The sequence below is a fragment of the Halorarius halobius genome (genome assembly GCF_024298865.1).
GTDB classification, from domain to species: domain Archaea; phylum Halobacteriota; class Halobacteria; order Halobacteriales; family Haloarculaceae; genus Halorarius; species Halorarius halobius.
The window spans coordinates 3183539-3209935 of sequence record NZ_CP101161.1 but is presented as its reverse complement, the minus strand read 5'-3'; the positions used below and the strand labels follow the sequence as shown (position 1 = coordinate 3209935).

At 69.1% G+C, this 26397-nt stretch carries 25 protein-coding genes; 14 read left to right on the top strand and 11 right to left on the bottom strand.

Annotated elements, in window-relative coordinates:
• Nucleotides 1-43: 43 nt before the first annotated feature.
• Nucleotides 44-310 (top strand): hypothetical protein, encoded by a 267-nt coding sequence (locus tag NL112_RS17090; RefSeq protein WP_255150061.1) that lies wholly within the window; start codon nt 44-46, stop codon nt 308-310.
• A gap of 77 nt (nt 311-387) precedes the next feature.
• On the opposite strand, the gene NL112_RS17085 is transcribed toward NL112_RS17090, so the two are convergent.
• Nucleotides 388-1470 (bottom strand): hemolysin family protein, encoded by a 1083-nt coding sequence (locus NL112_RS17085; RefSeq protein WP_255150060.1) that lies wholly within the window; start codon nt 1468-1470, stop codon nt 388-390.
• Between the two features lie 117 nt (nt 1471-1587).
• Nucleotides 1588-2067, bottom strand: a complete 480-nt coding sequence (locus NL112_RS17080; protein ID WP_255150059.1) for an Lrp/AsnC family transcriptional regulator — start codon at nt 2065-2067, stop codon at nt 1588-1590.
• A gap of 214 nt (nt 2068-2281) precedes the next feature.
• Here NL112_RS17080 and NL112_RS17075 point away from each other — a divergent pair, with 214 nt between their 5' ends.
• The 3 genes from NL112_RS17075 (at nt 2282) to NL112_RS17065 (ending at nt 5342) form a co-directional block, all read left to right on the top strand.
• Complete coding sequence (locus tag NL112_RS17075) at nt 2282-2767, top strand: NAD-binding protein (RefSeq protein ID WP_255150058.1); 486 nt, start codon at nt 2282-2284, stop codon at nt 2765-2767.
• Nucleotides 2764-4941 carry an amino acid permease gene (locus NL112_RS17070; protein WP_255150057.1) on the top strand — a complete coding sequence of 726 codons (2178 nt, stop codon included), beginning with the start codon at nt 2764-2766 and terminating at the stop codon, nt 4939-4941. Before NL112_RS17075 ends, NL112_RS17070 begins: the two co-directional genes overlap by 4 nt.
• A gap of 242 nt (nt 4942-5183) precedes the next feature.
• Nucleotides 5184-5342: a phage terminase large subunit family protein gene (locus NL112_RS17065; protein ID WP_255150056.1), complete on the top strand. Its 159-nt coding sequence runs from the start codon at nt 5184-5186 to the stop codon at nt 5340-5342.
• 202 nt (nt 5343-5544) lie between these two features.
• Here the strand turns inward: NL112_RS17065 and NL112_RS17060 are convergent, their stop codons facing one another.
• The 3 genes from NL112_RS17060 to NL112_RS17050 form a co-directional block, all read right to left on the bottom strand.
• Entirely contained in the window at nt 5545-5970 is a 426-nt protein-coding gene (locus tag NL112_RS17060; protein WP_255150055.1) for a PaaI family thioesterase, read from the bottom strand.
• Nucleotides 5971-6039: 69 nt separating this feature from the next.
• Nucleotides 6040-7077: a DUF1616 domain-containing protein gene (locus NL112_RS17055; RefSeq protein ID WP_255150054.1), complete on the bottom strand. Its 1038-nt coding sequence runs from the start codon at nt 7075-7077 to the stop codon at nt 6040-6042.
• Nucleotides 7078-7118: 41 nt separating this feature from the next.
• Complete coding sequence (locus tag NL112_RS17050) at nt 7119-9143, bottom strand: hypothetical protein (protein WP_255150053.1); 2025 nt, start codon at nt 9141-9143, stop codon at nt 7119-7121.
• Nucleotides 9144-9245: 102 nt separating this feature from the next.
• On the opposite strand from NL112_RS17050, the gene NL112_RS17045 reads away from it, so the two are divergent.
• From NL112_RS17045 to NL112_RS17035, 3 genes are all read left to right on the top strand, one after another.
• On the top strand, nt 9246-10700 hold the full coding sequence (locus NL112_RS17045; RefSeq protein ID WP_255150052.1) for a DUF58 domain-containing protein: 1455 nt from the start codon (nt 9246-9248) through the stop codon (nt 10698-10700).
• Between the two features lie 139 nt (nt 10701-10839).
• The gene (locus tag NL112_RS17040) at nt 10840-11253 is read left to right on the top strand and encodes a DUF8163 family membrane protein (protein WP_255150051.1); all 414 of its coding nucleotides are present in this window, start codon (nt 10840-10842) and stop codon (nt 11251-11253) included.
• Nucleotides 11250-12161 carry a DUF7982 domain-containing protein gene (locus NL112_RS17035; RefSeq protein ID WP_255150050.1) on the top strand — a complete coding sequence of 304 codons (912 nt, stop codon included), beginning with the start codon at nt 11250-11252 and terminating at the stop codon, nt 12159-12161. Before NL112_RS17040 ends, NL112_RS17035 begins: the two co-directional genes overlap by 4 nt.
• Nucleotides 12162-12207: 46 nt before the next feature.
• Here NL112_RS17035 and NL112_RS17030 read toward each other — a convergent pair whose 3' ends face one another.
• A complete protein-coding gene (locus NL112_RS17030; protein ID WP_255150049.1) occupies nt 12208-13245 on the bottom strand; it encodes an AAA family ATPase in 1038 nt (345 codons plus the stop codon).
• A 224-nt stretch (nt 13246-13469) separates the two neighbouring features.
• On the opposite strand from NL112_RS17030, the gene NL112_RS17025 reads away from it, so the two are divergent.
• Nucleotides 13470-13601 (top strand): hypothetical protein, encoded by a 132-nt coding sequence (locus NL112_RS17025; protein ID WP_255150048.1) that lies wholly within the window; start codon nt 13470-13472, stop codon nt 13599-13601.
• Between the two features lies 1 nt (nt 13602).
• Here the strand turns inward: NL112_RS17025 and NL112_RS17020 are convergent, their stop codons facing one another.
• Nucleotides 13603-14670, bottom strand: coding sequence for a DUF4350 domain-containing protein (locus tag NL112_RS17020; RefSeq protein WP_255150047.1), 1068 nt, complete (start codon nt 14668-14670; stop codon nt 13603-13605).
• Nucleotides 14671-14946: a DUF8044 family membrane protein gene (locus tag NL112_RS17015; RefSeq protein WP_255150046.1), complete on the bottom strand. Its 276-nt coding sequence runs from the start codon at nt 14944-14946 to the stop codon at nt 14671-14673.
• A 115-nt stretch (nt 14947-15061) separates the two neighbouring features.
• On the opposite strand from NL112_RS17015, the gene NL112_RS17010 reads away from it, so the two are divergent.
• Nucleotides 15062-15613: a metal-dependent hydrolase gene (locus NL112_RS17010; RefSeq protein ID WP_255150045.1), complete on the top strand. Its 552-nt coding sequence runs from the start codon at nt 15062-15064 to the stop codon at nt 15611-15613.
• A 124-nt stretch (nt 15614-15737) separates the two neighbouring features.
• Here the strand turns inward: NL112_RS17010 and NL112_RS17005 are convergent, their stop codons facing one another.
• Together NL112_RS17005 and NL112_RS17000 are read right to left on the bottom strand one after the other, a co-directional pair.
• Complete coding sequence (locus tag NL112_RS17005) at nt 15738-17354, bottom strand: sodium:phosphate symporter (RefSeq protein WP_255150044.1); 1617 nt, start codon at nt 17352-17354, stop codon at nt 15738-15740.
• On the bottom strand, nt 17351-20245 hold the full coding sequence (locus NL112_RS17000; protein WP_255150043.1) for an FtsX-like permease family protein: 2895 nt from the start codon (nt 20243-20245) through the stop codon (nt 17351-17353). The genes NL112_RS17005 and NL112_RS17000 overlap by 4 nt, the downstream gene beginning before the upstream one ends.
• Before the next feature lie 154 nt (nt 20246-20399).
• Here NL112_RS17000 and NL112_RS16995 point away from each other — a divergent pair, with 154 nt between their 5' ends.
• The gene (locus NL112_RS16995; protein ID WP_255150042.1) at nt 20400-20861 is read left to right on the top strand and encodes an NUDIX domain-containing protein; all 462 of its coding nucleotides are present in this window, start codon (nt 20400-20402) and stop codon (nt 20859-20861) included.
• A gap of 129 nt (nt 20862-20990) precedes the next feature.
• Here the strand turns inward: NL112_RS16995 and NL112_RS16990 are convergent, their stop codons facing one another.
• Complete coding sequence (locus NL112_RS16990; RefSeq protein ID WP_255150041.1) at nt 20991-21383, bottom strand: VOC family protein; 393 nt, start codon at nt 21381-21383, stop codon at nt 20991-20993.
• A gap of 290 nt (nt 21384-21673) precedes the next feature.
• On the opposite strand from NL112_RS16990, the gene NL112_RS16985 reads away from it, so the two are divergent.
• The 4 genes from NL112_RS16985 (at nt 21674) to NL112_RS16970 (ending at nt 26397) form a co-directional block, all read left to right on the top strand.
• Nucleotides 21674-22930, top strand: a complete 1257-nt coding sequence (locus NL112_RS16985; protein ID WP_255150040.1) for a HEAT repeat domain-containing protein — start codon at nt 21674-21676, stop codon at nt 22928-22930.
• 85 nt (nt 22931-23015) lie between these two features.
• Nucleotides 23016-24656 carry a hypothetical protein gene (locus NL112_RS16980; protein WP_255150039.1) on the top strand — a complete coding sequence of 547 codons (1641 nt, stop codon included), beginning with the start codon at nt 23016-23018 and terminating at the stop codon, nt 24654-24656.
• Nucleotides 24656-25597, top strand: a complete 942-nt coding sequence (locus NL112_RS16975; protein ID WP_255150038.1) for a hypothetical protein — start codon at nt 24656-24658, stop codon at nt 25595-25597. The genes NL112_RS16980 and NL112_RS16975 overlap by 1 nt, the downstream gene beginning before the upstream one ends.
• A complete protein-coding gene (locus NL112_RS16970) occupies nt 25597-26397 on the top strand; it encodes a hypothetical protein (RefSeq protein WP_255150037.1) in 801 nt (266 codons plus the stop codon). The genes NL112_RS16975 and NL112_RS16970 overlap by 1 nt, the downstream gene beginning before the upstream one ends.

Below are 26397 nucleotides of genomic sequence, written 5' to 3'. Positions count from 1 at the left end.
CCCGAGGGGGAACCGCTATCCGGTCGGTGTTCCGCCCGGTAGCATGCGCCGCCTCGCCATCGAACGGCAAGAACGGGACGTACGGCGGGACGGCGGACTGTTTCTGGTCGGTCTCGGGGCCCTGCTCGCCGTCGAACTCGTGGTCCCGTCGACGCCGCTCGGGACCGGCGCGGTTCACGGCTTTCTCCGCGGGTGTTCGCTCGGGCTGACGCTCTCGGGCGTGTTCCGGGCGACTGACGAACAGGCGGCCGTGTCGACGCTCGCGCTCGGCATCGGCTTCGCGGTGGGGGCCGTCGTCGAACTTCTCTAATTCGTCGGTCGAACCCGGAACCGCCGGCGCCAGGATGGACCGCGGGTCGGCCCACGGCGACGACCGGGCGCGGCCGCTCAGCTATCCCCGTCCGCGTCGAGGTACTCGATGTCGATGGGGTCCTCGATGTCGCCCATCACCGATTCGAGCAGGTCCGTGACGGTCACCATGCCGACGACGGCGCCGTCCTCGATGACGAGCGCGAGTTCCTGGTTCTCCGTCTGGAACTGGTCGACCGCGTCGCTGACGTCGACATCCGGCGAGAGCGTCATCGGCGGTGCCGCCAGTTCGGCGAAGTCGAGTTCGCCGCTTGCAAGCTCCTCGCGGTGTCTTGCCATGATGGGGAAGTAGACGATACCCTCGAAGTCGGTCAGCTCCTCGCCGACTAGCGGGTATCGGGTGTGGGGGCTCTCCTCCATCCGCCGCAGGTTCTCCTCGGACGACACCGCCGTCGACAGCGCGACGATCTCGTCGTCGGGGACCATCACCTCCCGCACCGGCTGTTCCCCGATGTCGAGCGCGTTCAGCACCTCGTCGCGGCGCTCCTCCGAGAGGTCCCCCTCGTCGAGCACCGACCCGAGCCGGTTCCGGAGCTCCGCCCGCGACTCGATGACGTCCTCCTCGGTTTCGAGCCACGCGCCCGTCATCTCGATGCCGAACAGTTTGAGCGTCCACTTGGCGACGCTGTCCCCGAGCTTGATAAGCGGGGTGATGGCGTAGTGGAACCAGTACAGCGGCGTCGCCCCGTAGCGACACACCATTCGCGATCGCTCGACGCCGAGATACGTCGGCGTCTGCTCGCCGTGGGTCAGGTGGACGAGGTTGATGAGCAGGAACGCGATGAGCGCCCCGGCGCCGATGCCCGCGAGCCGCGAGCCGGCGAACAGCGGCTCGAAGATGGCCGCCAGCGCCGGCTCCGCGACGATACCGACCGCGATGCTGGAGGCGGTGATGCCGACCTGACAGGTCGTGAGATACAGCTCCAGATTCTGGGTCATCCCCCAGGCGCGCTCGAGCGCGGGGTGTCCGTCGACGATGAACTCCTCTCTGGAGAACTGCCGGGCCCGCGTCAACGCGAACTCGATGGCGACGAAGAAGCCGTTGGTCAGGATGAGAAGCACCCCGGCGATGAGGCGGCCCCAGAGCTCGATTGCGTTCATCGGTCCAAACCTCGACAGTCGACCGATAAAGTGGTACTGGCTTTCAGACCCCTCGCGGCGACGCGAAGGTCGGTGGCTACCGCCTCCGACGACTCGAGCACCTCCCGAGCCGTTCGGTCAGTCCGACTCCGTCTCGGGGTCGAGAAACCCCTGATACGGGCAGACGTACTCGTCCCGGATGATCTGTTCGTCGACGATTTCGAGCCCCAGTTCGTCGAGTTCGCTCGCGATCCGATTCAGGTCGTCGTGTGACTCCCCGACGGCGTTCACGTAGACGTTGCGCTGACCGGTCATTATCTCGCGAACGGCCGTGACGCCGTGTATCTCGCGGGCGCTGTTCGCGAGGCTGTCACGCTCGGTGACCGACGCGGTACAGATGATCTTCGTGTACAGCGGGTAGCCGGCCAGGTCGTAATCGATGTCGATGTGGTACCCCCTGATGATACCGCTGTCTTCGAGTTTGTTGATCCGCGTGCGCACGGTGCTCGATGACAGTCCCAGCTCCTCCGCGATGTCGTTCGAGGAGGTCCCGCGAGCGTCCTGCTGGAGGTAGTAGAGGATGGATTTGTCGACCGAATCGAGTTCGCCGTCCTTCATTCCTCTCGGCGTTCACCCGCCCGAGTATTAGTGTTCTCGCTCGATACGCCCGAAACGCCCGACAGGAGCCGGGGACGACGCGAGCCAACTCAATCACTTCGACAGATAAGATAAATACACCGTCCTATTTTGACGAACCGTCATCAAAACCGGCTAATTTATACTGTTCTGTCTCCAACCTGATGTACGCTCACCACAGGAGGAGACCAACGCCATGTACTCACCGACTGACGGACTCACTGGACCGATTCGTGGACGAATTACGGGCGCACACGCGCCAAGTAGCGAAGCGGACGCCGAGTACCTCGTCCTCGGCGGCGGGCATCTCGGAGCGGCGATCGCCGGTCTGCTCCACGCGGACGGGCGCTCGGTCCGTCTCGTCGACGAAACGCACGACTCGACAGACGTACCCGGGGTCCAGGGGCGACCTGACGACCCGAGCGTGCTCGACCGGGTCGGGGTCTCGGACACGTCGCGGGTCGTGGTTGCGACCCCGCGGGACAGCCGGAACCTCCTCATCGCACAACTCGTGAAGACGCGTTTCGGTGTCCTGGAGACGTTCGTCGTCGTCAACGCTCCCGAGCGACGCGCTGTCGTCGCCGAGGCCGGCCACCGGCCGGTCTGCGTGACGCGGGCGCTCTCGGAGACGGTCGTCGGCCAGTTGGCCTCCACGACTACGGACGGGGACTCCATCGCATGAAGGAACTCGAACGCGACCTCGGGCTCCCGTCGGTCCTGGCTATAAGCATCGGGGCGATGATCGGGAGCGGCATCTTCATCCTGCCCGCACTCGCGCTGGAGATAGCCGGCCCGGCGGTGATACTCGCGTACGCGCTCGCCGGGCTTCTGGTCGTGCCGGCCGCCCTCTCGAAATCCGAGATGGCGACGGCGATGCCGGAGGCCGGCGGCACCTACATCTACATCGAGCGGGGTATGGGCCCACTGCTCGGGACGATCGCCGGCGTCGGCACGTGGTTCTCGCTGTCGTTCAAGGGAGCGCTCGCGCTCGTCGGCGGCGTCCCGTATCTGCTCCTGTTGTTCGACCTGCCGCTGAAGCCGGTCGCGCTAGGGCTGGCGACGGTCCTGATACTCGTGAACCTGGTCGGCGCCAAGCAGACCGGCCGCCTCCAACTCGCCATCGTCGTCGTCATGCTGGCGGCGCTCGGCTGGTTCGCCGCGGGGAGCGCCCCCGCGGTCCAGTCGGCCAACTACGTTGGCTTCTTCGACTCGGGCGTCGCTGGGCTCCTGGCGGCCACGGGGCTCGTCTTCGTCTCCTACGCGGGCGTCACCAAGGTCGCGAGCGTCGCCGAGGAGGTGGAGAACCCCGGCCGGAACATCCCGCTGGGCATCCTCGGGTCGCTGGCGTTCACGACGCTGTTGTACGTGGGTATCGTCGCGGTCATCGTCGGGACGACGGCCCCCGGGACGGTCGCCGGGTCGCTGACGCCCGTCGCCGTGGTCGCGGAACTGACGCTCGGGGAGGCCGGCGTCGTCGCCGTCATCCTCGCGGCCATCCTCGCGCTGGTCTCGACGGCCAACGCCGGCATCCTCTCGTCGTCGCGCTACCCGTTCGCGATGAGCCGCGACCGGCTCGTCCCCCCCTCGCTGTCGACGGTCAGCGAGCGGTTCGGGACGCCCGCCGCCTCGATAACGCTCACGGGCGCCGTACTGCTGGTGCTCATCGCGTTCGTACCGATCCTCGAGATAGCGAAGCTCGCCAGCGCCTTCCAGATCATGGTGTTCGGGCTGATCAACGTGGCCGTCGTCGCCTTCCGGATGGGAAGCACCGAGTACGACCCCGAGTTCACCTCCCCGCTGTATCCGTGGATGCAGGTGTTCGGCCTCGTCACGGGCGCCGTTCTCCTCACACAGATGGGAACCGTCGCCCTCCTCGGCGCCGGCCTCATCACGATTGCGAGCGTCGCCTGGTATCTCCTGTACGTTCGGACCCGTGTCGACCGCGAGGGGGCCGCCACGGACGTGATTCGCCGGCAGGTCGGCAGGGATGCGCTCACCGAGGCCGAGTCGACACTCGGGGAGGACACACACGAGGTGCTGGTCGCGCTCACCAAGCGCGTCGACGAGCCCCGCGAGCGGTCGCTCGTGGCTCTCGCGGCCGACATCGTCCGTCCGGACGACGGGCGTGTGGTCGCGGTCAGATTCGACGAGATTCCGGACCAGGCTCCACTCACGGACGACGTGGCGGTCCAGTCGGCGTCGGACGTCTCGTTCGAACGGCGGATAGAGGCGCTCTCGGCGGAGCTGGGCGTCGACATCGAGGCCGACGAAGTCGTCAGCCACGACACGAAACACGCGGTCGTGAACGTCGCCCGGCGGCGTGGCGTGGACGCTATCGTCGCGGAACACGAACCGCTCCGGCTCCGGTCCCGGCTCGTCGGCGACCCGATAGACTGGGTCGTCCGACACGCGCCGTGTGACGTCCTGCTGGTCGACAATCTCGGCTACGAGAATCCGGAACACGTCGTGCTCTCCGGCTACAATCGGCCGTACCCGCCGCTGGCGGTGAAGTTCGCGGGCGCCGTCGCGGCGGCCAACGGCGGACGCGTCTCCCTCTGGTATCCGCCCGACAGGGAACTCACCGACAGACACCGCCGTGCGATTGACGACTACCGGTCGGCGCTGTCGGAACTGCTCACGGTCCCGGTCCACACCGAGGCCATCCGCACCGACGGTGGCCGACCGGCCCGGCCGGACCTGCTGATTCGCTCGGGCGCCGGTGCCGGCTTGCGGGACGTGCTGTTCGGCGACCGGCCGGCAGTTCCGACCCCGGGGTGCACGACGGTCACCGTCTACCGGCACGACTCCCGTCAGCCGAGTCTCCGCCACCGGCTCCTCGAACGGCTAACGTTCTGACCACACCAGCGGCCGTCGGCGCCGGCCGGGGCCGGCGCCTCGTTTTCGGGGGTCCAACCGGCGACGACGCCGCAGGGCGGACGGTAGCCGTCACGGGCCCGCACGTTTGAGGCCCAGTTTAATCGGCAATTAACTGTAAGGAGTCGGTGAGTAGGCGTCGCCTGGGGCCGTGGAATGCCGTGTCACACGTTCCGTGGCTCCCCCCTTTCACAGATGATGCTCGTGACCGACAGCGACTTGGTATGACCGACGCGACCCCCTCATGTGGATACTGTCCGCACTGTGGTGCGACGATTCCGACCGGCTTTCTCCTGATTACCTACGACGCCGCCGGGGAGCGGTCGGCCTTCGCCGAATGCCCGGACTGTGAGTCGGTGGTGACTCCTGCCGACGGCGCGTGACCGTCGGAGGAGGCTGTGCCCGGTTCTCGGCTCCCGTGATAAGCGCCGACGGTGGTCAGTAGCCCCAGCCGATGAACTGCGGTACTGCCCGCCCGATGTCTACCGGAAGATTACAGCGAAACTCGATCCGATTTCGGAGTAGTAGTCGGCTGATTTACGGCTTCCGGGGTGGCGAACGGTACCGATTTCGCACGTGGGCCGCCTACCGGTCGGGTGCCTCCCACGCGGAATCGCCCTCGCCGCCGCCGGATTTGAACACGCCTCGAACGACCGCCACGGTGTCGTCCGGCGTCTCCACGTCCACGTCGACGACGCCGACGCTCGACCCGTTGCGCGAGACCGTCGCCGTCGCCCGCATGTCGTCGGTCGCGGGCGCGAGATAGTCGATGCGGAGGTCGATGGTCGGCGTCGTCGCGAAGTCGTTGGCCGCGGAGACGGCCCAGTAGCCGACCGAGTCGGCGAGCGAGGCCACGGCGCCGCCGTGGGCGATGTTCGTCGACGGCGACGCGGATATCGCCTCCGTGAGCGGTAACCGGCCCGTCGCGTACCCGGGTTCGACCTCGGTTATCTCGATGCCGATGGTGTCGTAGTACGGCGGTAACGGGAACTCGTCGGGGTCGACGTCCATACCCCCATCCCGTCGTCAGCGTAGAAATAGCCTCGGGCAAAGGAGAGTCCGTCGCGGCCGCGTCGGTGCTCAGCCGGCCGTGCCCCGCGTGGAGACGTTCACCCACAGATGCACTTCGCGGTAGGCGTTGTCGACGGTCGGGTTCGCCGCGGGGTCGCCCTTGTACAGGAAGTAGGTCAACCGGAGGTCGTCGCCGGTCAGGGTCGGCGCGACCGTGTGGTTCAACTGCCAGGTCTCGTTGTGCGCCAGCGTCGTCTCGAAGGTGCGCAATCGCTCTTCCTGTAGCACCCGCGACTCGTTGTTCTCGAAGGTGACGTTCTGTATCGCGACCACCACCGAGTAGTCGACCGTCCGGTGTTCGTTGTTGCCGACGCCGACGTACAGCGACTGCGGCTCTCCCGCAGTGAAGTTCTGCGGGTAGTCGTCGGCCACGAGGTCGCCGTCGTCACTCTCGGTCAGCAGATACAGTTCGGTGAACTGCTCGCCCTGCTTGGGCACTGCGACGGCGTAGCCGACGCTGCTCACGGCAAGCAGGATGCTCACGACGAGCAGGACGTTCAACGCGCCGTCGATGCGCGTCTCCGGGTCGAACAGTTCCTCGCGGCCAGCGGCGAGCCACTCGCGGTACGGAACGTGGAACTGCTCGTCGGCCGGCAGTTCGTTGCGTCGGTGGACGCCCACGCCGGCCGCCAGCAGGGTGAACCCGCTCACCGACACCATGATGGGCACCAGCCGAATCCCCCACGGCGTGAAGTTCAACACCAGGCCGATGAGCGGCACGATGGCGATGGAGGTACCGAACGAGAGCGCGACCCGCTCGATGCCGTCGATACCGCCGTCGTCGAGGGTCTCGACGGGCTCGTCGTCCGGGCCGGACGCGTCGCCGACCGGCCCGGCTCCCGCTTCTGGAAACAGCGCGGCGATGAAGGCGTAGCCGGGGACGAACAGCACGAACGGGAGCCCGACGACGACCCGTAGCGGCGTCTCGCTGACGACGGGAAGGAACACGGCTCCGAGCGTCACGAGCACGAGCGCGATGACGGCGGCCAGGTCCGCGGGCACCGAACGGAGCCAGCCGGGCAACAGCAATCGCCATCGTGCGGACATACTACGGGCAAACAGTCACGGCACCAAAAGCGGGTCGGTCGCTACAGTATCTCGTCGGCCCTCTCGACGGCCGTCTCCGCGTCGCTCTCCGAGACGTCTCGCGGGTCGAACGCCGCCCGCTCGTAGAGCCCGGTCAGCGTCTCCAGCGCCTCGCTACGGTCGATGCCCGCCTCGAGACAGGCCCGGTAGAACTCCCAGTGGGTCGCGTCGGAGGTGGCGATGCCGTCCGCCTGCAGACGGCTCCGGGCGGCGGCGTAAGCGCGCTCGACCGCGGCGTTCGTGTTCTCCCCGAGGGCACCTCGGGCCGCCGCCAGCGGCGTCGTCGCCCCCTCCGGCTCATCGGACTCCGGTTCGGCCGGGCGGCCGGGGGTCGGTGCCGTACCTGTGGACATGTCCGACGACTCTGCCAGCGCCCGGCCGATAGCCAGCCCGGCCAGCACACAGCCGACGAGAAGGCCACCAGCGAGCAGGGCGTTGGACGCCAGCCAGTCACGGAGGTCGCTGACGATGCCGTCACCGCCGCCGGCGTCGCCGTCCCTACCTTGTCCGCCGTCGGACGGTGGTACGGCCACCAGCGTGCTCGCGTTCGACGCGCGGAGGTTCGTCGCCGGCTCGTCGTACGCGACTGTCACCTCGTACTGGGTCCCTGGGTCGGCAGGAATCGTTGCGCTGTACCGCCCGTCGTCGTTCGTTCGGGTTACGGTCACCGTGCTCCCGTTCCGGCGAACCTCGATGGGTTGGCTCACGACTGCCTCGCCGTCCCCTGTCCGGAGTCGGCCGCTGACCGTGATGCCGCCGTCCGACGCCGATGTCGAGAGCGTCAGATTCGTCGGCGAGGAGCGGACGCGGAGGGTGCGCCCGCGGTCGTCCGCGGCCACGGACCGCTTCTCGAACGGCAGACGCACGCGGAGCGTCCGATTGCCGGCCCGGACTGGCGCGGGTAACTCCCCCGTCAGCGTGTAACTGCCGTTTTCGGTCGTCCGTCCGGTTGCGAGACGCGTTCCGCCGACCGTCACCACGACGGGAACCGACGGCACCGGGCGGTTGCCGGCCGCCACGCGCCCCGTGACACGGACCGCGTCACCGAACGCCGCCTCCGCGGTCGCGTCCTCGATGGTCACCGTCGAGTCGACCTGCGTGACGAGCAGGTCGGCCGTCGCGTTCGCCCCTAGATACACCGAGGTTCCGTTCGGTCGGTAGCTGACGGTCACCGACTGCGCGCCGAGGCGAGCGAGCACGGGACGGAACGCCAACTCGAAGCGGCCGTCGGGGTCGGTTCGGGTCACGTACCGCCGCTCCGGGTCGGCGACGACGATTCGCGCACCGGCGATAGCCGAGCCGTTGGCGGTCGTCAGTCGACCGGCCAGCGACACCGGATTCAGGAACGATGCACTCTGGGCCTGGGCGGTGAGCGTCAGGTTCGCCGGCTGGAACTCGGCGGCACGGATTTCGGCTTGCTGCTGTTCGATGTCTGTGGATACCTCCGCGATGGCCCGAGAAGCGTCCGTCAGGTTCCGTCCAGTCTGATTACCGATTCGTTCGTAAGACGACTGCAACTGAGTCGCCGACGCCGTCACGTTCTGTGACTGTTGTTCCAGGTCGCGTGCGAGCCGGCGGGCCCGCTGCTCGTTGCCGTTCCGCTTCGCCTCCTGGTACTCCTGGCGCGTCTCGTTGTATTCGCGGACGCTCTCTATCAGGTCTTCCTGTTGATCGCGTGCGGTATTGAGCGTCTCCGAGGCGTCATCCTCGTCGGTCTCGCCGGCCACGTCGACGTACTTCCCGTACTGATCCTGGTACTCCTCCCCGACCAACTCGTCGGCGCGTTCGTACTGTCCCTGGCTCAACTGCAACGAACTTCCCGCCAGCCGGTCGGCCATCCGCGAAGCGAGCGCCCGCTGGATGCCACCGAGGTCGCCGTTTTGGTTCGTCGCGTCCGGGTCGACGTGTGGCGTTCGCGTCTCGTTGCCGGTCGGTGTCTCCTCCTGGGCCGCGACGGCGACGACGCCGGGGGCGGCCACGCTGGCCACAACGAACACCGCGACCCACACACCGACCGTCCGACTCACGCTCGAACAGGACGCGTCCGGCTATTTAGAGGTGTTCCCTCCGCCCCGTCACGAGCCAGCCCGAACAGTAGCTTGAACTACCGTCGCTTCCCAGCACTCCCCATGCGTGGCACGCGGCGGTTCTGGGCGAGCGTGGCGCTCGGCGTCGTCCTCGCAGTCCTGGCCGTGCTCGTCGACTCGCCCGTGCCGCTCGTCGGAGCCGCCCTCGTCGCCGCCTGGCTGGTCGCCCGACAGTACCAGTTCTCCCGTGCGGTCGGTACGATCCGCGACGACCTGTCCGTCGACGTGACGGTGACGCCCCGGTCCGTCACCACCGGCCAGCCCGCGACGGTCACGCTCGCTGCGAGCCTGCCGGACGCACCGCCGCTGCCGGTAGCGGTGTCGGTGACGCCGCCGGTGGCCACCACCGGCTCCGACGTCGACGAGCGGACCGTCGCGCTGTCGCCCGACGCACGCGACGCGACGACGACGTTCACGATCCGCGTCCCGACCGCGGGCGCCCACTCGTTCGAGCGCCCGACCGTCGAGGTCGGTGACGGGGCCGGCCTGTTCACCGAGACCGTCCCGGTCGGCGAGCGGGAGACGCTGACCGTCGAGCCGCCCGCTCCCCGTGATGTCCACATCGGACAGGGCGGCGAGGAAGTGGCGGCCGCCTACGGACGCCACGACGCCAACCGACTCGGCTCGGGGCTTGACCCCGCTGAGCTCCAGAAGTACGTTCCCGGCGACGAGACCAGCGACATCGACTGGAAGGCGACCGCACGGTTCAACGAACTGTACGTTCGCAAGTTCGAGTCCGAGACCGACCGCGAGACGGCACTCGTCGTCGACCACCGTGCGGCACTCGGGACGGGACGGGCCGGCGAGACACAACTCGACTACCTCCGCGAGGCGGCGCTCACGTTCCTCGCGAGTGCCCGGAAACTCCAGGACCCGATCGGGCTCTACACGGTCGGCGACGCGGGGCTCACGAACGCGTGGGACCCCGAGGCCGGCACCGGCCAGTTCCAGCGACTCCGCCGGACGATACAGGAACTGGAACCGACTTCGGAGACGGAGTCGGGCAAGCCCCTCGCTGGCTCTCCGGGCGGCAGGACCCCCGGTGAAGCCCGGACGGCGGCCGCGGCGCTGGCGGACGACGACTCGGCGTTCGCAACCCGGCTCCGCCCGTACTACGAGCGTCCAGAACCGTACGTGGAACGCATCTCGTCGACGCCGCTGTTCGGCACCGTCCGCTCGCGGGTCGACCGCCTGCGGGGGAGCGTCTGGACGGTCATCCTCACCGACGACCGCCACCGTGCGGAACTCCGCGAGACCGTGAAACTCGCCCGGCGTGGCGACGACCACGTCCTCGTGTTCCTCGCACCCCGTATGCTGTTCGAGACGGACGCCATGGTGGATATCGACGACGCGTACGACCGCTACGTTGACTTCGAGGAGTTCCGTCGCGACCTCGCCCGCCTCGACCGCGTGGAGGCGTTCGAGGTCGCACCCGGCGACCGGCTGGGTGCGATGCTGTCGGCCCGGCAAGCACAACGCAACCGGGCGCGGCGCTGAGAGCCGTCGGATGCCAGTAACTTCTTCCGTGCATCAGTCCACGACACCGTATGGACCAGCACAGCACGGCCGACCGACCGGGCGCCGACGACGGCGCGGGCGGTCGCGGGGCACGTCCACAGCTCCCGTCCGTTCACGCATGAGTGGCTCACAGACGACTGGTGAGGCGGGGAAGACGGACGGCGGGTGGCCGTCGATTCCGGTGCTACTCGTGGTGCTCGGCCAGTTGCCGCTGCTGCTGTTCGTTTCGGGCGACGTGCGCATCGGCGTCCCCGTCTCCCCTGAGTTGCTGACCCTGCTCGTCGGGGAGGGGGTCCTCTGGCTCGTGCTCGCGGGTACTGTGCTCGCGCAGCGGCCGAGAGGCCGGGGGGTGGCTGCATTCGCCGTCGCGACGATTTGCTTCGGCGGCCTTCTCACAATCGGGATGGAGGCGACCGACCGATTATGGGCGCTCGCGGTGACGCTTCTCGTCGTGGCGGCCGTCGTCGCCTACCTGCTCCACCGCGTCGAACTGCTCCGTCTCGGTCTCGCCGGAGGTGACGCGGAGCCGTGAGCCGGACGCCGGAGGCGGCCACCAACGGAAGCGAAGACGCCGATGCCGATGCCGACGCCGACGCGGAGGGGGAGCGCGCCGACCGCGAGGACCTCCTCGCCCGGCTTGACCTCCTGCAGGAGGAGAACCGACGACTTCGCCGTGATTACGCCCGGGCCCGGCGCTCCAGCTACCGGCGGACCGCGCTGGCACTCGGCGCTATCGGAGTGGCCGCCGCCGGTGCGGGCGTCGCGTTCCCGGGGAGTCGGCAGGTCCTGCTCGCGCTCGGTGCCGTCGGTCTGTTCGGTGCGGTGTTGACGTACTATCTGACGCCCGAGCAGTTCGTCAGTGCGGCGGTCGGCGAACGCGTCTACCGCGCCCTGGCGACCAACGAGGCCGACATCGTCGCGGACCTCGGGCTCTCACACGAGCGGGTGTACGTACCCACCGGGGGCGTCGAGAGCGACGCCAGCGCCGACGCACGGCTGTTCGTGCCACAACACGAGTCGTACACCGTCCCGGACGCGACTGCTCTCGAGGAGCCGTTCGTGGTGACCGAGGACGGCCGGACGCAGGGCGTCTCGCTGCAGCCGACCGGCGACCCCCTGTTCTCGGAACTCGAACGGGCACTCGCGGGGCCGCTGGCGGACGAACCGGGGCCGCTGGCACAGCAGCTCGCTGACGGCGTCGTCGAACAGTTCGAACTCGCGTCGGCGCTGGACGTCGACCGCGAGGACGACCGCATCTCCGTGGGAGTCACGGATAGCCTGTACGGCTCCGTCGAGCGGTTCGACCATCCGGTCGTCTCGGTGTTCGCGGTCGGCCTCGCCCGCGGGCTCGACCAGCCCGTCGCCGCGGAGACCAGCGTCGGCGACGACCGCTTCGAGTACGTCATCACGCTTCGACTCCCGGACGACGACGGAGCCTGACGCGACTCGGATCCGTGAACTGAGGCCGGTAGCGCCCGTGACGACCCTACTCCTGCTCGGCGTCCGAGGTCTCCGTCGCGCCGCCGTCGCCGACGACGTGCTCCCCGCTCGGCTCGCCGTCGGCCCCCGGCGTGACCTCCGTGCTTCCGGGCGGTGAGACCGACCCAAGCACGCTGTCGACCACGTCGGTCGAACTCACGTCGCTCAGTTCCGCGTCCGTGTTCAGTACGAGCCTGTGGCGAAGCACCCACGGTGCGAGCCGCTTCACGTCGTCGGGGATCACGTACTCGCGGCCGTGGATGGCCGCCCGGGCCTTGCCGGCGTTCAGAAACGCCAGCGAGGCCCGCGGGGACGCGCCGTGTTCGACCTCCGGGCTCTCTCGCGTCGCCGTCACCAGATCGAGCGCGTACTGCTTGACCGAGTCGTCGACGTACACCTCCGAGACGGTCTCGCGGGCCGCCTGCAACTCCTCGAGCCCCACGACCTGTTCGACCGAACTCGCGTCCAGGCCGGGGTCGTCGTCGAACCGGTCGAGCAGCTGTGTCTCCATCTCCCGGTCCGGCAGGTCGACGGTGAGCTTGAGCTGGAAGCGGTCGCGCTGTGCTTCGGGCAACGCGAAGGTCCCCTCCATCTCGATGGGGTTCTGCGTGGCGATGACCATGAACGGGTCCGGCAAGGGAAGCGTGTCGCCCTCGATGGTGACCGTGCCCTCCTCCATCGCCTCCAGCAGCGCCGACTGCGTCTTCGGCGTCGCGCGGTTGATCTCGTCGGCGACGATGATGTTCTCGAAGATCGGTCCCTTCTGGAGTTCGAACTGCCCGGTGCCCTCGCGGTAGATGTGAGTACCCGTGACGTCGGCCGGCAGCAGGTCCGGCGTCATCTGGATGCGACTGAATCCGAGCCCGCTCGCCCGGGCAAACAGGTTGGCGATGGTCGTCTTCGCGACCCCCGGTACGCCTTCGAGGAGGACGTGCCCCTCGGTCAGCAGAGCGACCGTCAGACTCTCGACGATCTCCTCGTTCCCGATGAGAACCCGCCCGAGTTCGTCCTGTATCGCGTCGTAGAGCTCGGCGACATCACTCATCACTTCCACGTCTGAGGCTCCAAACTTAAAATCACGTTTGTACTCGAGTGGACAGAGGGGCGGGCCCCGACGTCTCGACCACCAAAATATTCATGCTGATTTGGACCAACGGCTGATGCGGTGCCACAGATGGCTCGAAACGATTCACCGGGGGGGACCCATCGCAGCCGGGATGGGAACGGATCGGGTCGGTCGAGATTCCATCGGCCGCCTGGGGGGAGGTCGTGTCTAATGACGACCTAGAGGACCCGTATTGCCCGAACTGTGACGAGGCGACGGAGGTGAAGGAGACGGTGCCCTGGCAGGCGGACCTCTGCAAGTACTGCGGCGGCAAGGTCGTCGATTCTCCCGAGTAGGTCACTCCTCGCGTCGTCTGACCGACTCGACCACGCGCTCGAGACGCTCCTCCTCCCAGTGGGGGTACTGCCGTTTTAGATACGCCGTCAGGTCGTCGGTCGTGGCCTGGACACCGTCGCCGGGCCGGTCGCGTCGGAGCCGCTTCGCGAGCCCGCCGATCAACCCGCCGCTCCAGGCGAGGACGGCTGCGACGCCGCCGAGCCCCAGCGCTACCTGAAGCAACGCCTGCTCGCGGATCACGAGTAGCGCGAGGGCGAGCGGTGGAACGCCGGCGGTGTGTGAGTAGTCGAGAAGCACGCGGTCCCCGCGTTCGAACAGGTTCCGCGTGAACTGCTGGTTGCCCGACCGCTCCAGCATGGCGTTGATGAACAGGCTCGGGTCCGAGACGGTCACGACCCGTCCCTCGCCGACCGACTCCACGGCGGCGACGGGCCGGCTCTCGAGCGACTCGGTCTCGTCGATGGCGTCGTTGTCGTTCGCGTCCAGATACGCGTATTCGGAGGTTCGCACCAGCACCGTCGCGTTGCTCGCGTTGAGGACGGTACCGTGGTTGAGCGTCAACCGGTCGACGCCCTCGGTCAGCGGATGCTCGGAGACGTTCCGCGCAACGGGCAGTTCCGGCGACCGGTAGTTGTACCGCTCGTCGCGGACCGACCGGCCGTCGACGCGGGCCCGTGCACCCACGGCGTCGAGCAACCGATTGCCGCCGTCGCCGTAATCCTCCGCGACGACGAGCGTGCCACCGTCCCGGACGAACCGGCGGATTCGAGCCGTCTCCGCGGGCGTGTACGGCCGGTCGGGCGAGAGCACGAGCGCGACCGTCTCGTCGGGTTCCGACTCGGTGTAGGCCGTCGTGTTCCGGACGATGTCGGCGTCGCTTCCGACCGCCGTGGCCTGCGCTTCGAGTTCGGAGGCGCCGTTCCACTCGGCGTTGTACGCGCCGAACGACGCCGACGACGTGCTCGCGGCGACGACGACGGCGAGGCCGATAGCGAGACACAGCGCCACCAGCAGGACCGTCGGGTACGAGAGGTCGAACGGCGTCCAGTCCGGACCGTCGCCGCCCACTCAGAACACCCCCGGCGGGAGGATGGCGAGGATGCGCCGGATCACGATGTAGCCGAACACGAGCAGTCCGAGTCCGATGAGCCATTTCAGCCGCGAACGCCACCGTGGCGTCACGTTGAACGGCGCGGTCAACTCGACGACGACGAGGAAGCCGATGAGCGAGACGACGAAGACGAGTTCGTAGGAGAGCGACCCCAGCAACGACAGCGCAAGGACCGTCCCGAGCATCCACGCCACGTTCGCTCGGATGAACCGCTGGCGTCGCCGGGTGGCCATAGCGAACGCTTGCGGGGCCGACGGTTATAATCTGGTGACTCACCGGCGGGTCGAACCGATGGCGGCGTCCCCCGAACCACAAGGGTCTAACCGCTCGTCACGTTCCCTGCTAGTGATGTGGCCCTGGGCTCACGCCGCGCTCGGTTACCTCTGCTACACGCTGTACCTCCGGGGTCGTGGCCGCGGCCAGCCGTCGGGGTGGCCGGTGGTCGCACTCGGCGTTGGGACCCAACTCCCCGACCTCGTCGACAAGCCGCTCGCGTGGTATCTCCACGTCCTGCCGTACGGCCGGACGCTCGCCCACTCGCTTCTCGTCGCCGCCCCTCTGGTCGCGCTCGTCTGGTGGCTGGCGGCCCGCCGGAACCAACGCGCGACGGGCACCGCGTTCGCCGTCGGCTACCTCGCGCATCTGCTCGGGGACGCGCTGTACGGGCTGGTGACGTTCCAGTGGGCCGACCTCGGCTTCCTGCTGTGGCCGCTCGTCGACCCACCGGAGAGCGAAGTCGAGGGCGTGATTGCACATCTCAGCGACATCCTTGAGTCGCCGTTCGTCCTGTTCGGGTTCGCGCTTACGGCCGCGATGCTTCTGCTGTGGAACCACCACGGCCGACCGGGGCTCGCGGAACTGGGAACCGCGGTTCGGCGGCGGGTCGTGCCGAGCGGATGACCGACCTGGTCGCCCCGCGGCCGAACCGACCGGCTGGCCGTCGCCGAGCGTCGTGACGGTACCGAAGGCGAGACACTCGCCCAGCAGTTGCCCAGGACTCACCGGAGACTGGCGCCGCCTCGTGTCAACACGTTTCCGACTCGCCGGGCGGCACCACGAGATACGTTTCCGTCGTCCCGCCCGTGCTGTAGACGAGGTTGCCGCGCTCGTGCCAGCGGTCGAACCGGTCTGGGGGAAGCCGTAACGGGGGCGTCGGGTAGAAATGCGCGCCCTCGACGGTCCACGACCGCTGTGCGAGCGTCAAGCAGTCCGGCGGGTCGCCGCCGGCCAGCCACGCACGGGTCGGGCCGACAGCCCCGGAAACGTTTCCGCCGTAGTAGAGCGGGCCGACACGCGAGAGCCGGTGGTCCGACGCGTAGCCCCCGCTGGAGGCGGCGACGGAGACGGCGTCGAACTCCGAGGCGTGGACCGTCCGCGGTGCGGTCGCGGTGTCGATGTGGACGAACGCGAACGGCGCGGACAGCAGGGTGGCGACGACCAGCACGGCGACGAGCGTGCGACCGGCGACCGGGCGGTCGGCCGCGATGGCGACGGCGACGACGGCCGCGAGTACGAACGTGGCGACGTGGGCGTGGACCTGCACGCGCATCGCCGTCCCGAAGAACTCGGGCGTCAGCGACGTGGCGAGCGTGAACCAGACCAGCGCGACGGGGGCCAGCAACAGCGCGACGGTGGCAGGTGCGTCGCCACCGAGCCGTCGGACCGACGGGAGCCCCCACGCGAACAGCGCAACGGGGACGACGTACAGCAGTGCGAGGCCGAGTATCAGCGGCGGCGTCTCGATGGTGCCCGGGAACACCGGCGCGACGAGGTTCGCGCCCGCGGCGAGGAACCAGATGCCGACGCCGACGCCGAGCGTCGTCCGAACCGCCCGGTCGGTCGTCGTGTACAGCCAGACGGTCCCAACCGCGAGCACCACCAGCCACGCGAAAAACGCGCCCAGGTGGTCACCCAACAGCCCCGAGTACGTCAACTCGAGACCGACCCGCTCGGCGGCGGTGTAGTAGCCGAAGAAGTAGCTCCAGAATCCGGCGACGGCCACGGTGGGGGCCAGAACCTCGCGGCGCGATTCAGCCTGGGCAAGGTGGACGACGACGACCGCCGTCAGGGTGAACGCGGCCACCAGCGAACTCATGTTGTGGAGCGGTGGGTACACAAGCGCCAGCAGGCCGAACAGCCCTGCCCATGCTCGCCGGTTCGAGGCAAGCGCCCGATGGGCCGCGAGCGCGAACAGTGGCAACAGCAGGAGCGCGAGCGCCTCCTCGTCGGGGACGCCCGTGCGCCGCAGGTACATCCCGCTGACTGCGAGGCCGAGTCCCGCGAGAACGCTCGCGTGGAAAGTTCGCCGCGCCGGCCAGTCGGCGGCTCGCCCGACCCCACGGACGAGGACGAGGCCCCCCAGCACCGACGCGCCGCCGATGCAGGCGACGAGCGGCTGAGCGAGATACAGCGGCCTGACGCCGGTCACGTCGGCCGCCGCCCCGAGCAGTAGCGTCCACACGAGTTCGTCCGACTGGACGGCAGACGCCAGCAAGGAGCCATCCAGCCCGGCCGCGAGCCGCGCGTACCGGAACCCGTCGAGCGTCGCCGGAAGCGGGCTCCAGTAGAGGAACGCCGCGCGGGCGGCGAGGCCGACGCTCACCGCCGCGACCACCAGCAACGGCCAGCGCCGCCGGCTCACCGGCCGTCACCTCCGTCGAGGAGGGCCGCCGGCGACTGGGCGAGCAGTCCGGCGGCCGCCACACCCGCGCCGACGCCGACCACGAACAGACTCCCCCCGGCGACGGCCGCGAGCACGGCGACGGAGGGCGTCGTCGGGATGGCGACGCCGTAGATGGTGAGCAGGCCGACGGCGTCGAATGCCTGCAGGGCAAGCAGGCTCGCGGCGACCGCGGCGAGGACGGCACCGACGCCGAGTCGGAGGGCGTCGCCGAGTACGAGCCGTGCGATGGTCGCCCGGGTCTGTCCGACCGCACGCAGGACGCCGACCGTCCGTCGGGTGCCGTGGACCGCGCCCGCGAAGGTCGCGGCCGCGCCGCCGACGGTCATGCCCGCGCCGAGAAGCACCAGCGCGGCGACCGCGAGTTCGAGGTTGCCGAGCGCGACCTGCACGGCCTGCCCGATGCCGGTCGACCCCGACCGCCCGCTGGTCGCGAGCGCCGCGACGACCCGCTCGTCGCCGGTCACGCGATACGTCGCCGCTGTCCGGGTCGTCCCGTTCGCCCGCAGGGCGACCTCGTAGCGCCCGGGCGGCCGCCGGGCGAGTTCACGGTCGACCGTCCGGCTCCCGCCGGGTGCGACGGTGACCGTCCGCTCGCTGGCGCCGGTCGGCCCGACGAGCGCCACCGACCGCGTGAGCGGAACCGCCCACGGGTTCCCGACGGTCGCCGTGGCCGTCGGTTCGACGAGTTGGCTCGGACTGCTCGGCGCCACCCGGAGCGTCACGGTCAGCCGCCGCGTCGCCTCCGGTGTCACCATCACCGCCGTCGTGGCGCTGTAGTTCCCCCGCGTCGCCGTGAGGCGGCGCTCGCCCGATTCGTTCAACGAGACGCGGACGGTGCCGTCCTCGCCGGTCGTCCCCGACCAGTTGCCGGCGGTGACGGTCGCACCGGCGACCGGGCGTCCGCGTGCATCGAGCAGGCGGACGAGCGGCGCGCTCCTGGGTGGGGCTCGTTCCGGTACGCTGTCGAACCGGACGGCGTCGGGCGCGAGCACCGTCACGTTCGTCCGCACATCGTCGGCCACGACCGGCCGTGTCCCCCGCCGCTCGGCGAGGAACTCGACGGTTGTCGTGCGCTGGCCGCTCGCGGGCACCCGGACCTCGACGGTGCGGCGCGTGCCGCCGAACCGAACCTCGCGGCTGACCGTTCGGTCCGCGAGTCCGTCGTTGCGGACGGTGACGGTCGCGGTGAACGACTCCCCGGCCGCGACCGTTGACGGTGCCGACAGGTCCGTGACGCTCGCGGTCCCCGCGGTCTCGGGGATGTCCGGCAGTCGCTCGGCGCGGATGAAGTTGACCTGCCCGTCACCGACTCGGGTGAGGTGACGCGCGGTGGCGAGGCTGACGACGAGTTGGTCGTCGTCCGGGCCGGGCGCGGTGAACGTTCCGACGACGGTCACCCGCGTCACGGCCGGCCGGAGGCTCCCGCCGAGCACGACGCGGTCGCCGACGCCGACGCCGAGCGTGTCCGCGAGGTCCGCGCCGATGACGGCCTCGTCGGGCGACGCCGGAGGCTCGCCGGCCACGAGGCTGGCGTCCGTGACCGAACTGAACGCCGAGTAGTTCGCGCCGCGTGCCGGGAACGGCTGGCCGTCGCTGACGAGAAACAGCAGTATCTCGGGGCTAGCGGCGATGCCACGGTCGCGCAACGGCTCGGCATAGGCGGCGGGCACGTCGCTCGCTATCGGGTGGGTGCTGTCCGGTTCGGTGATGGTCGCCCCCGAGCCGGCCGCGAGCGGCCCGGCGACGCCGGCGAGTCCGGCGACTACCAGCAGGAACGTCACGAACGCCGCCAGCGTCGCGGCCGTCGGCACGACCGTCCGCATCGAGAGGAGCCGGGGGCCGAGCCCGTCGAACGCGAACCGCGCAGTTGCGTCCTCGATGTTCCCCGGCGGTTTCGACAGCTCCGGCTGGACGGCGGCCAGCGTGGCCAGCGCCCCGATAGCCACCACGCCGCCGTAGGTCGGTAGCAGGAAGCGGACGGCCTCGGCGGTCACGCGCGTCGACAGCGAGGTGGGCAAACCGACGGCGACGGCGACGTTCACCGCGAGGTTCGTCGTGATGACGCCGACCGCGTAGCCGAGCGCGACGCCGACGCCGAGCAACAGCAGTCCCCGCTCGAGAAACAGCCGGCGCACGTCCCAGCGGGTCGCGCCCGTCGCCCGGAGCACGAACAGGTCGCGGAGGCGGTCGCGGACGGTCATCCGTGTGACGCTGTAGACGGTGACGCCGACGAGCGTCGCCCCGACGCCGGCCGCGACGGAGAGCGTGGCGAGGGCACTGCGCGTCCCCGCGATGAAGAAGGCGAGCACGCCCCGCATTGGTGCGCCCCGGGCCGGCACCCCGTCGGCGGGCGTGACGACGAGCGCCCGCTCGCCGCCGAGTCGGTCGACGGTGGCGGGGGCGGCGACGTACCAGTCGGCCGGGAACGGGCCGCCGCTTCGGGGCGCGACCCGTAGCCTCGCCTGCCCGCCGTCGCCACGCAAGGTCACGTTCCGGGCGGCGTCGAGGCGGCCGAGCGTCGGCGTGTCGGCGCCGCGAAGTGACACGCCGCCCACGGTCGACCCCTCGGGCACGCCGGCGACGGTCGCGGTGCCGTTCGGCATCTCGACGGTGGCAAGCGGGACGACGACCGCGTCGGGGCCGGCGGCCTGCTCGGCCGCCTGAACCGACGCGTGGGAGGTGACGGTCGCGTTCGTCCCGTAGTCGGCGGCGATTGCGGTCGTCGAGGAGCCGACCGCGAGCACCACCAGCGTCGCGCCCGTGAGGAAGGCGACGGCGACGGCGACGACGACGACGGCCAGCCGGTCGCGGCGCGACCAGCGCCCGACCAGCGCCCGCCGATAGCTCATCGCGTGACCTCGGCGGGGGCGGCGGCTGGCATGCTGACTGTCAGTACCAAGCGTCAAGTAGCGAATAAAGCCTTCGTCGCTCGGTTCTCCGGTCGCGGGCTCTCGGCCACCTCGACCGGATGCTGTTTTGTACCTCCAGTCGCAGAGTCGAGTCATGCCTGCCGGCTGGATTCCCGAGGAGGACTGGGAGACGGTCGTCGCCACCGTCCCAATCGTCTCCGTCGACCTGCTGGTCCGCCACGACGGCGGACTCGTCTTCGGCAAGCGCCGGAACGACCCGGTGAAAGGCTGGTGGTTCCTGCCGGGCGGGCGCGTCCACAAAGGCGAGACGCGTACGGAGGCCGTTCATCGCATCGCCGCGGACGAACTCGGTATCGAGGTCGACATCGTCGAGTCGCTGGGCGCGTTCGAACATTTCTACGAGACGGCCGCCGTCGAAGGGGTCGACGACAAACATTATCTGGCGAACGGCTACGTGGTCGACCTCCGGGACGGGGCACTCAGGACCGAAGACCAGCACGACGCACTCCGGGTGTTCGAGTCGCCACCCGACCCGCTCCACGACCACATCCGCGACTACCTTCGTGTGGCCGACTCACTTCCGGAGTGGCCCTGACCCCTCGACGGACGTACCGCGCTGGTCGATGGGCCCGTCCACTATCACGGAGCCAGGGGCTACGTGCCGGGCGCTGATACCTCCCTGTCGAGATTGGGTCGAATCGCGTCGGTCGCGACTCCCGTGGGGTCACACGCGCTCTTTGAGTTCGATGCGGTAGCCGAACGGGTCCTCGACGTACACCGACCCGGCTTCGCCGGTCGCGCCCAGCGGGCTGTCGAGTTCGGTGTCGATGGCGATGTCGGCCTCATCGAGTCGGCGTTTGATGCTCTCGACGTCCTCCTCGACGACGACACAGACGTGGTCGAAGTTCGTCGCCTCCGGCGCGTCGAACGACTCGGTCGGCCACAGATGGATGACGCCCGTCGCGGAGAGCCGCACGTCGAAGAAGGGTTTCTCGCCGGCCTCGTAGCGGGCGTCCTCGATGCCGAAGCCGAGCCCCTCACCGTAGAACTGCCGGGCGGGCTCGCGGCCGTCGGCCGGAATCCGAAGGTTCGCGTGGTCGATGTGGCGTCCGTTCACGGTCGAGATTCGGCGGTGGGCCGCAAAAACGTTCAGTCAGGCCTCGACCGGGGCACCTCGACACGGCGCTCAGTCGGTAGCCGTCCGCGAAAATCCGAGCCCACGAAAACGCTTATTGGGGCCGGAAATATCAACTCCATGTACCGAAGTATGGTACGGTGGGGCAATCGGGGTAGCACTCCGGCGTGGGGACGCACAGAAGCCGAGCGACCAGCCATCGCCACGGAGGCGCGGCACGACGCTCGGGAGAGAGATACGGACGCGACCGATAACAAGGGAGGGTTGGCCGGATGCTGTTCCTCCTGAAGATAGTCATCAAACTCATCCGGCTGTTCGTCCGGGCTATCACGTTCCCGTTCCGACTCGTCATCCGCCTCGCTCGCGGCGACGACGGGTCGAGCGAGGAGTACGACGTCGGGGAGTACGACGTTGACCTCGACTCCGATTCGGACGACTCGACGGTCGACTCGGGCGTCGGCGAGTCAGCCGACTCCGGCGGCGTCACCGTCGGCGCGTCGAGCGTCGAGGGGGCACGGAAACACCTCCGCCGGTACGAGTACGGGCTGTACGCCATCGGCACGCTGATGACGGTCGGCGGGCTGTTCCTGCTCGGCGAGTTGATGTCGCTCGGGTCGAGTTGGCTCATGTCGACGGTAGTGCCGGCCGGTATGGTCGGCATCCTCATCATGGCGGTCTGGGCGTTCGGGGCGGGGCTCGCCGTCCGACGCGGGTCGACCGTCGGCTACTACGTCGGCATGCTGTATCTCGTGTTCGTCGGCCTCGCGCTGTTCCTGATGATTCCGTTCGCCGTCATCGTCGGCTACTTCGGGTACAGCGGGAAGCCGGTGCTGGGCGAAGACGTCTCCGGGCGGTTCGACACCGACGACACCGCCCCGGAGAGCACGGACGAGCCAGCGGCCGGTCCCACTGCGGATGCGGCCGCAATATCGGACGCCGAGCCGGGAACCGTCTCCTCGGCCAGCTCCGAGACCGCGTCGGACAGCGGCCCGGCGGCCGGCCCCTCGCCGACGGCCGACGCCGCGACGCCCGGCTCTGGCCCACCGGAGCCGCCGACCAGCGACTCCAGCGGGCCACCGTCCGGTGGGGCCGCCGCGACGGCCGGCGACACCGACCCGGTCGACGCGCCCGATGGCGCCGACGCGGAGCCGGCGGATGCGTCCGACCCGACCGCCGACGACGCGGAGGCAACGCCGGACGAGACGCCCGACGAATCGGGTCCCGACGAGCGCGCGCTGACCGAGTACGACGAGCGGTTGACCGCCGGAGACGCGACCGAGCGCCGTGCGGCCTGTGAGGACCTGGCGACGGCTGTCGACGCAGGCGAGGTGCCGGTCGACCCGGCCGTCGAGCGGCTCGTCGAGCGGCTCGAAACGGACGACGATAGCGCGGTGCGCCAGGCGGCCTGTGAGGCGCTGGGGGTGGCCGGCACGGCCGACGCCGAGCAGGCGCTCGAAGCCCACAGGCTCGACCCGGACACGGCCACGAGCAAAGCCGCCTCCCGGGCGCTCCGTAACACGCCGAGTTGATGCACGCGATTCGACGAATGACCATGTACACACGATTCACGATAGACGCGCAGTCGAACAGCACCGTTCCGGCCGGGGGACAGCGATGAGAGTCACCGACGCCATCTACGAGGCCGACGACCCGGTCTCGGAGACGGAGGCGCGGTCGCTCGCGGTCAACGACGCCATCGGCGACCGCATCGAACAGCATCTCGACGACCAGCAACGCTATCTCAGATACAGCCTCGCGGCCGGAGGGGTCGGCGTGCTCGCGGGCATCGTCCTGCTTGCCGCGACGACGGCTACGCTCCCGGGCGTCGGCCTCCTTCTGGTCGGCGCGGCGGTCGGCGGCGGCGGTGCCTACTACGCCCGTTCGCGAGACCCGGACGTGAGCGTCGAGGGCATCGAGAAGGGGTACTGGACGGGCCATCTGGTCGAGAACGACGGCCGCGTCGTCGTCTACGACGCCGTGGACTCCTACGAGGAGACGGAGTTCGACCTCGAACTGCTCCGCGACCGCGAGGAGATATCCGCGGCCCACGAACGACTGTCGGACATCAACGAGTTCCCGGTCGTGATGCCCGGCTCCGAAGGGGTCGAAAGCCGCGTCACCTCGACGCTCGAGTCGGTCAAGGCCGAGGTCGAGTCCGCCGAACACCGAACCGTCACGGCGCCGGTCGTCCGCGGCGGGTCGTCGGCCGCCACCGGTCTGTCGACGCTCGCGTCGCGGGCCGACGCCGACCCCGTCGACGTGGACACGACCGTCCCGTTCGACGCGGCCGCCGACGACGTGGCGGAGCTGACGGAACTGGAGTCGCTGGCCGCAAACGACGAGGGCGAGGCCGAACTCGAGGCGCTCAGCGAGACGAGCCGGGCGCTCGTCTCCGACCTCTCTGGGCTTCAGGAGACGGCGGTCGACCTCCTGAACGACCACATCCAGACCGCCGCGGACGCGTTCGGGATGGTCAGCTACCATTTCTACTGTCCGGACTGTCTGACCGACGACATCGAGTCCCGGCTCGAACTGGCCGACTCCGCGGACGGGCGCTGGTACTGTGACACCTGCCGGTCGCATTACGACCCCGAGGACACGGTGCCGCGCCACCGCATCAAAGACGACATCGTCAACCCCGTCTGGGACCAGCTCTGGCGCGAGAAGGACGACCAGCGGCGGCGCATCTACGAGGACATCGAGGACCAGAAGGCCGACCTCCGTGAACGCGAGTTCGAACAGCAACGCGAGGAAATCCGCTCGGCGAGCGACCGCATCCAGGACCTCCGGTCGCGCATCCGCGACCTGAAGACGGAGGCGAAAGCCGCCAAGGGCACCGTCGACGAGATCGGCGACCTGATGGTCAAGTACGACCGTCTGAACGAACAGCGCAAGGAGGAGTTCAGAGCCGACGTCGAGGAGAGCTTCGCCGAAATCGACGAGAAGACCGACCGCGTGCTCGAGGAGACGCGCAACGAGGAGCAGGAGCGCATCGAGGCCGCCGAGCAGGAAGCGGCCGACCGCGCGGAGACCATCCGCGAGGAGGAGCGGAAACGCCAGCAGGCCATGTTCCTCGCCGAACAGCGACTCGAGAACCAGCGGAAAGCGGCGGAGCTCCAGCAGAAGAAGGAGTTCCACAAGGAGGACGTCCTGCTCGAGACGCGGGGCGAACTCAGCTTCTCGGACACCATCAACAACGCCCACTACTGGAAGGCACAGAACCTCGGTACCTCCACGAAGGGGGGTGGTGACTGATGCCCAGCGAGGACCTTCACCCGCTGTTGAAGAGCCTGAACCAGTCGGTCGCCAAACTCCGCGAGGATGTCCAGAAAGTCGCCGGCGAGGTGACGAAGGTCCACACCGCCATCCAGGAGGGCGTCGAATCCATCCGCGATGCCATCCACGAGAACATCCAGGCGCAGGCGGAACTGAAACTGATGGAGCACGTGATGGACGTGCGCTCGGTCGAACCGCAGATAGAAGCCGAGTACGACCAGATTCAGACCGAAAAGGAGGAACTCGACGCCCGTCTCGACTCCATCGCCGACCGCTACGCCCGGAAACACGAGGAACTCGACCAGAAGGCCGCCGACCGCGTCCGTGACCTGGGCTCCCACATCTTCGAGATAGAGGAGTCCGAGTTCGAGACCGGCATCGAGGAGCCGTTCGCGACGCAGGTGACGACCGCCTGGCGGACGTTCCAGGCGCACAACGACGAGGTGCAGACCGAGCGGACCGAGCGGGTGCGTGCGACCGCCGGCGAGACGGTCCAGACTGTCCACGACTTCGTCGACCGGCAGTCGGAACTCGTCTCCGAGATAGACGCTCACCGACTCGATTCGCTCGATACCGGCGGTGCCGACCGACTGCAGGTCCCCTACTACGTCGTCGAGTACACCGTCGACGGCGTCACCGAACGCGAGGTGGTCTCCCCGTCGACCGTCTCGACCAGCGGCGACGACGAGTGGTCGGAGGCGCAACTCGATTCGCTCGCCGGCATGGACTCGTTGCTGGCGGGCGTCGACGGCGTCTCCAGCGGGTCGACCGAGCGTCTCGACCGCGACACCGTCACCGAGACGCTCGAGGAGTACGGCTCCGGTCCGCTTGCGGGTGACTCCTACGGCGAGGCCGTCGAGAAGACGCTCCCCGAGGACGTGCCAGTCGAGACGGCCGACGAGCGCGGGGGTGGTCGCTGATGGCCGACATCGAGGACACCCGCGCCGTCGTCGACGCCGACGAGACGTTCGACGGCGCCATCATGCCGTCCGAACAGGCCGAACTCGGCCGGCCGGTCCGCGTCCGCGAGCGGGCCACCGTCCGCGGAAGCGTCTACGGGCAGTCCGTCGAGGCCGACCCCGACGCCCACATCGAGGCGTCGGTGATGGCGAGCGACAGCGTCGAGTTGACCGGAAGCCGCGTTGCCGCGGAGGTGGGCTGTCCCGGCCGCGTCGTCGCGGAGGGTGCCCACATCGGCGGTACCGTCACCGGCAAGCGGGTCCGACTCGTCGACTGTATCGTCCGCGGCAACGTCGTCGGCGCGGAGGTCATCCTCGAGAACTGCGTCGTGCTCGGCATCGTGACGGCCGACCGGTCGCTCACCGTCGAGGATTCGCTGTGTTACACCGTCCGCTCGCAGGGCGACACCAGTTTCGACGGCGCGACGCTCGTGCTCCCGCAGGCCATCGTCAACGGGTCGCCGACGTTCCACTCGCCGGTGTCGGTCGCGGGACTTGGCGAACTCGACGTGCCGACCGACGACGGCCTCCCGCAGATGGACGAGGACGACCTCTACGAGCGCAACGAGACGACGTATCTGACGCTGGCACCGCGCATCCTCGACCTCGAGCAGGTGACCGACCGACTCGAGGCACTCGAATCCGCCGTCATGGACGCCGTCGACGACACGAGCGGCGAGTCCGACCCCGAGGCGGCCGCCGGCGCCGTCCTCGACTCGCTGGAGGTCGAGGGCGCACGACCCGACGTGCTCGCCGACTGA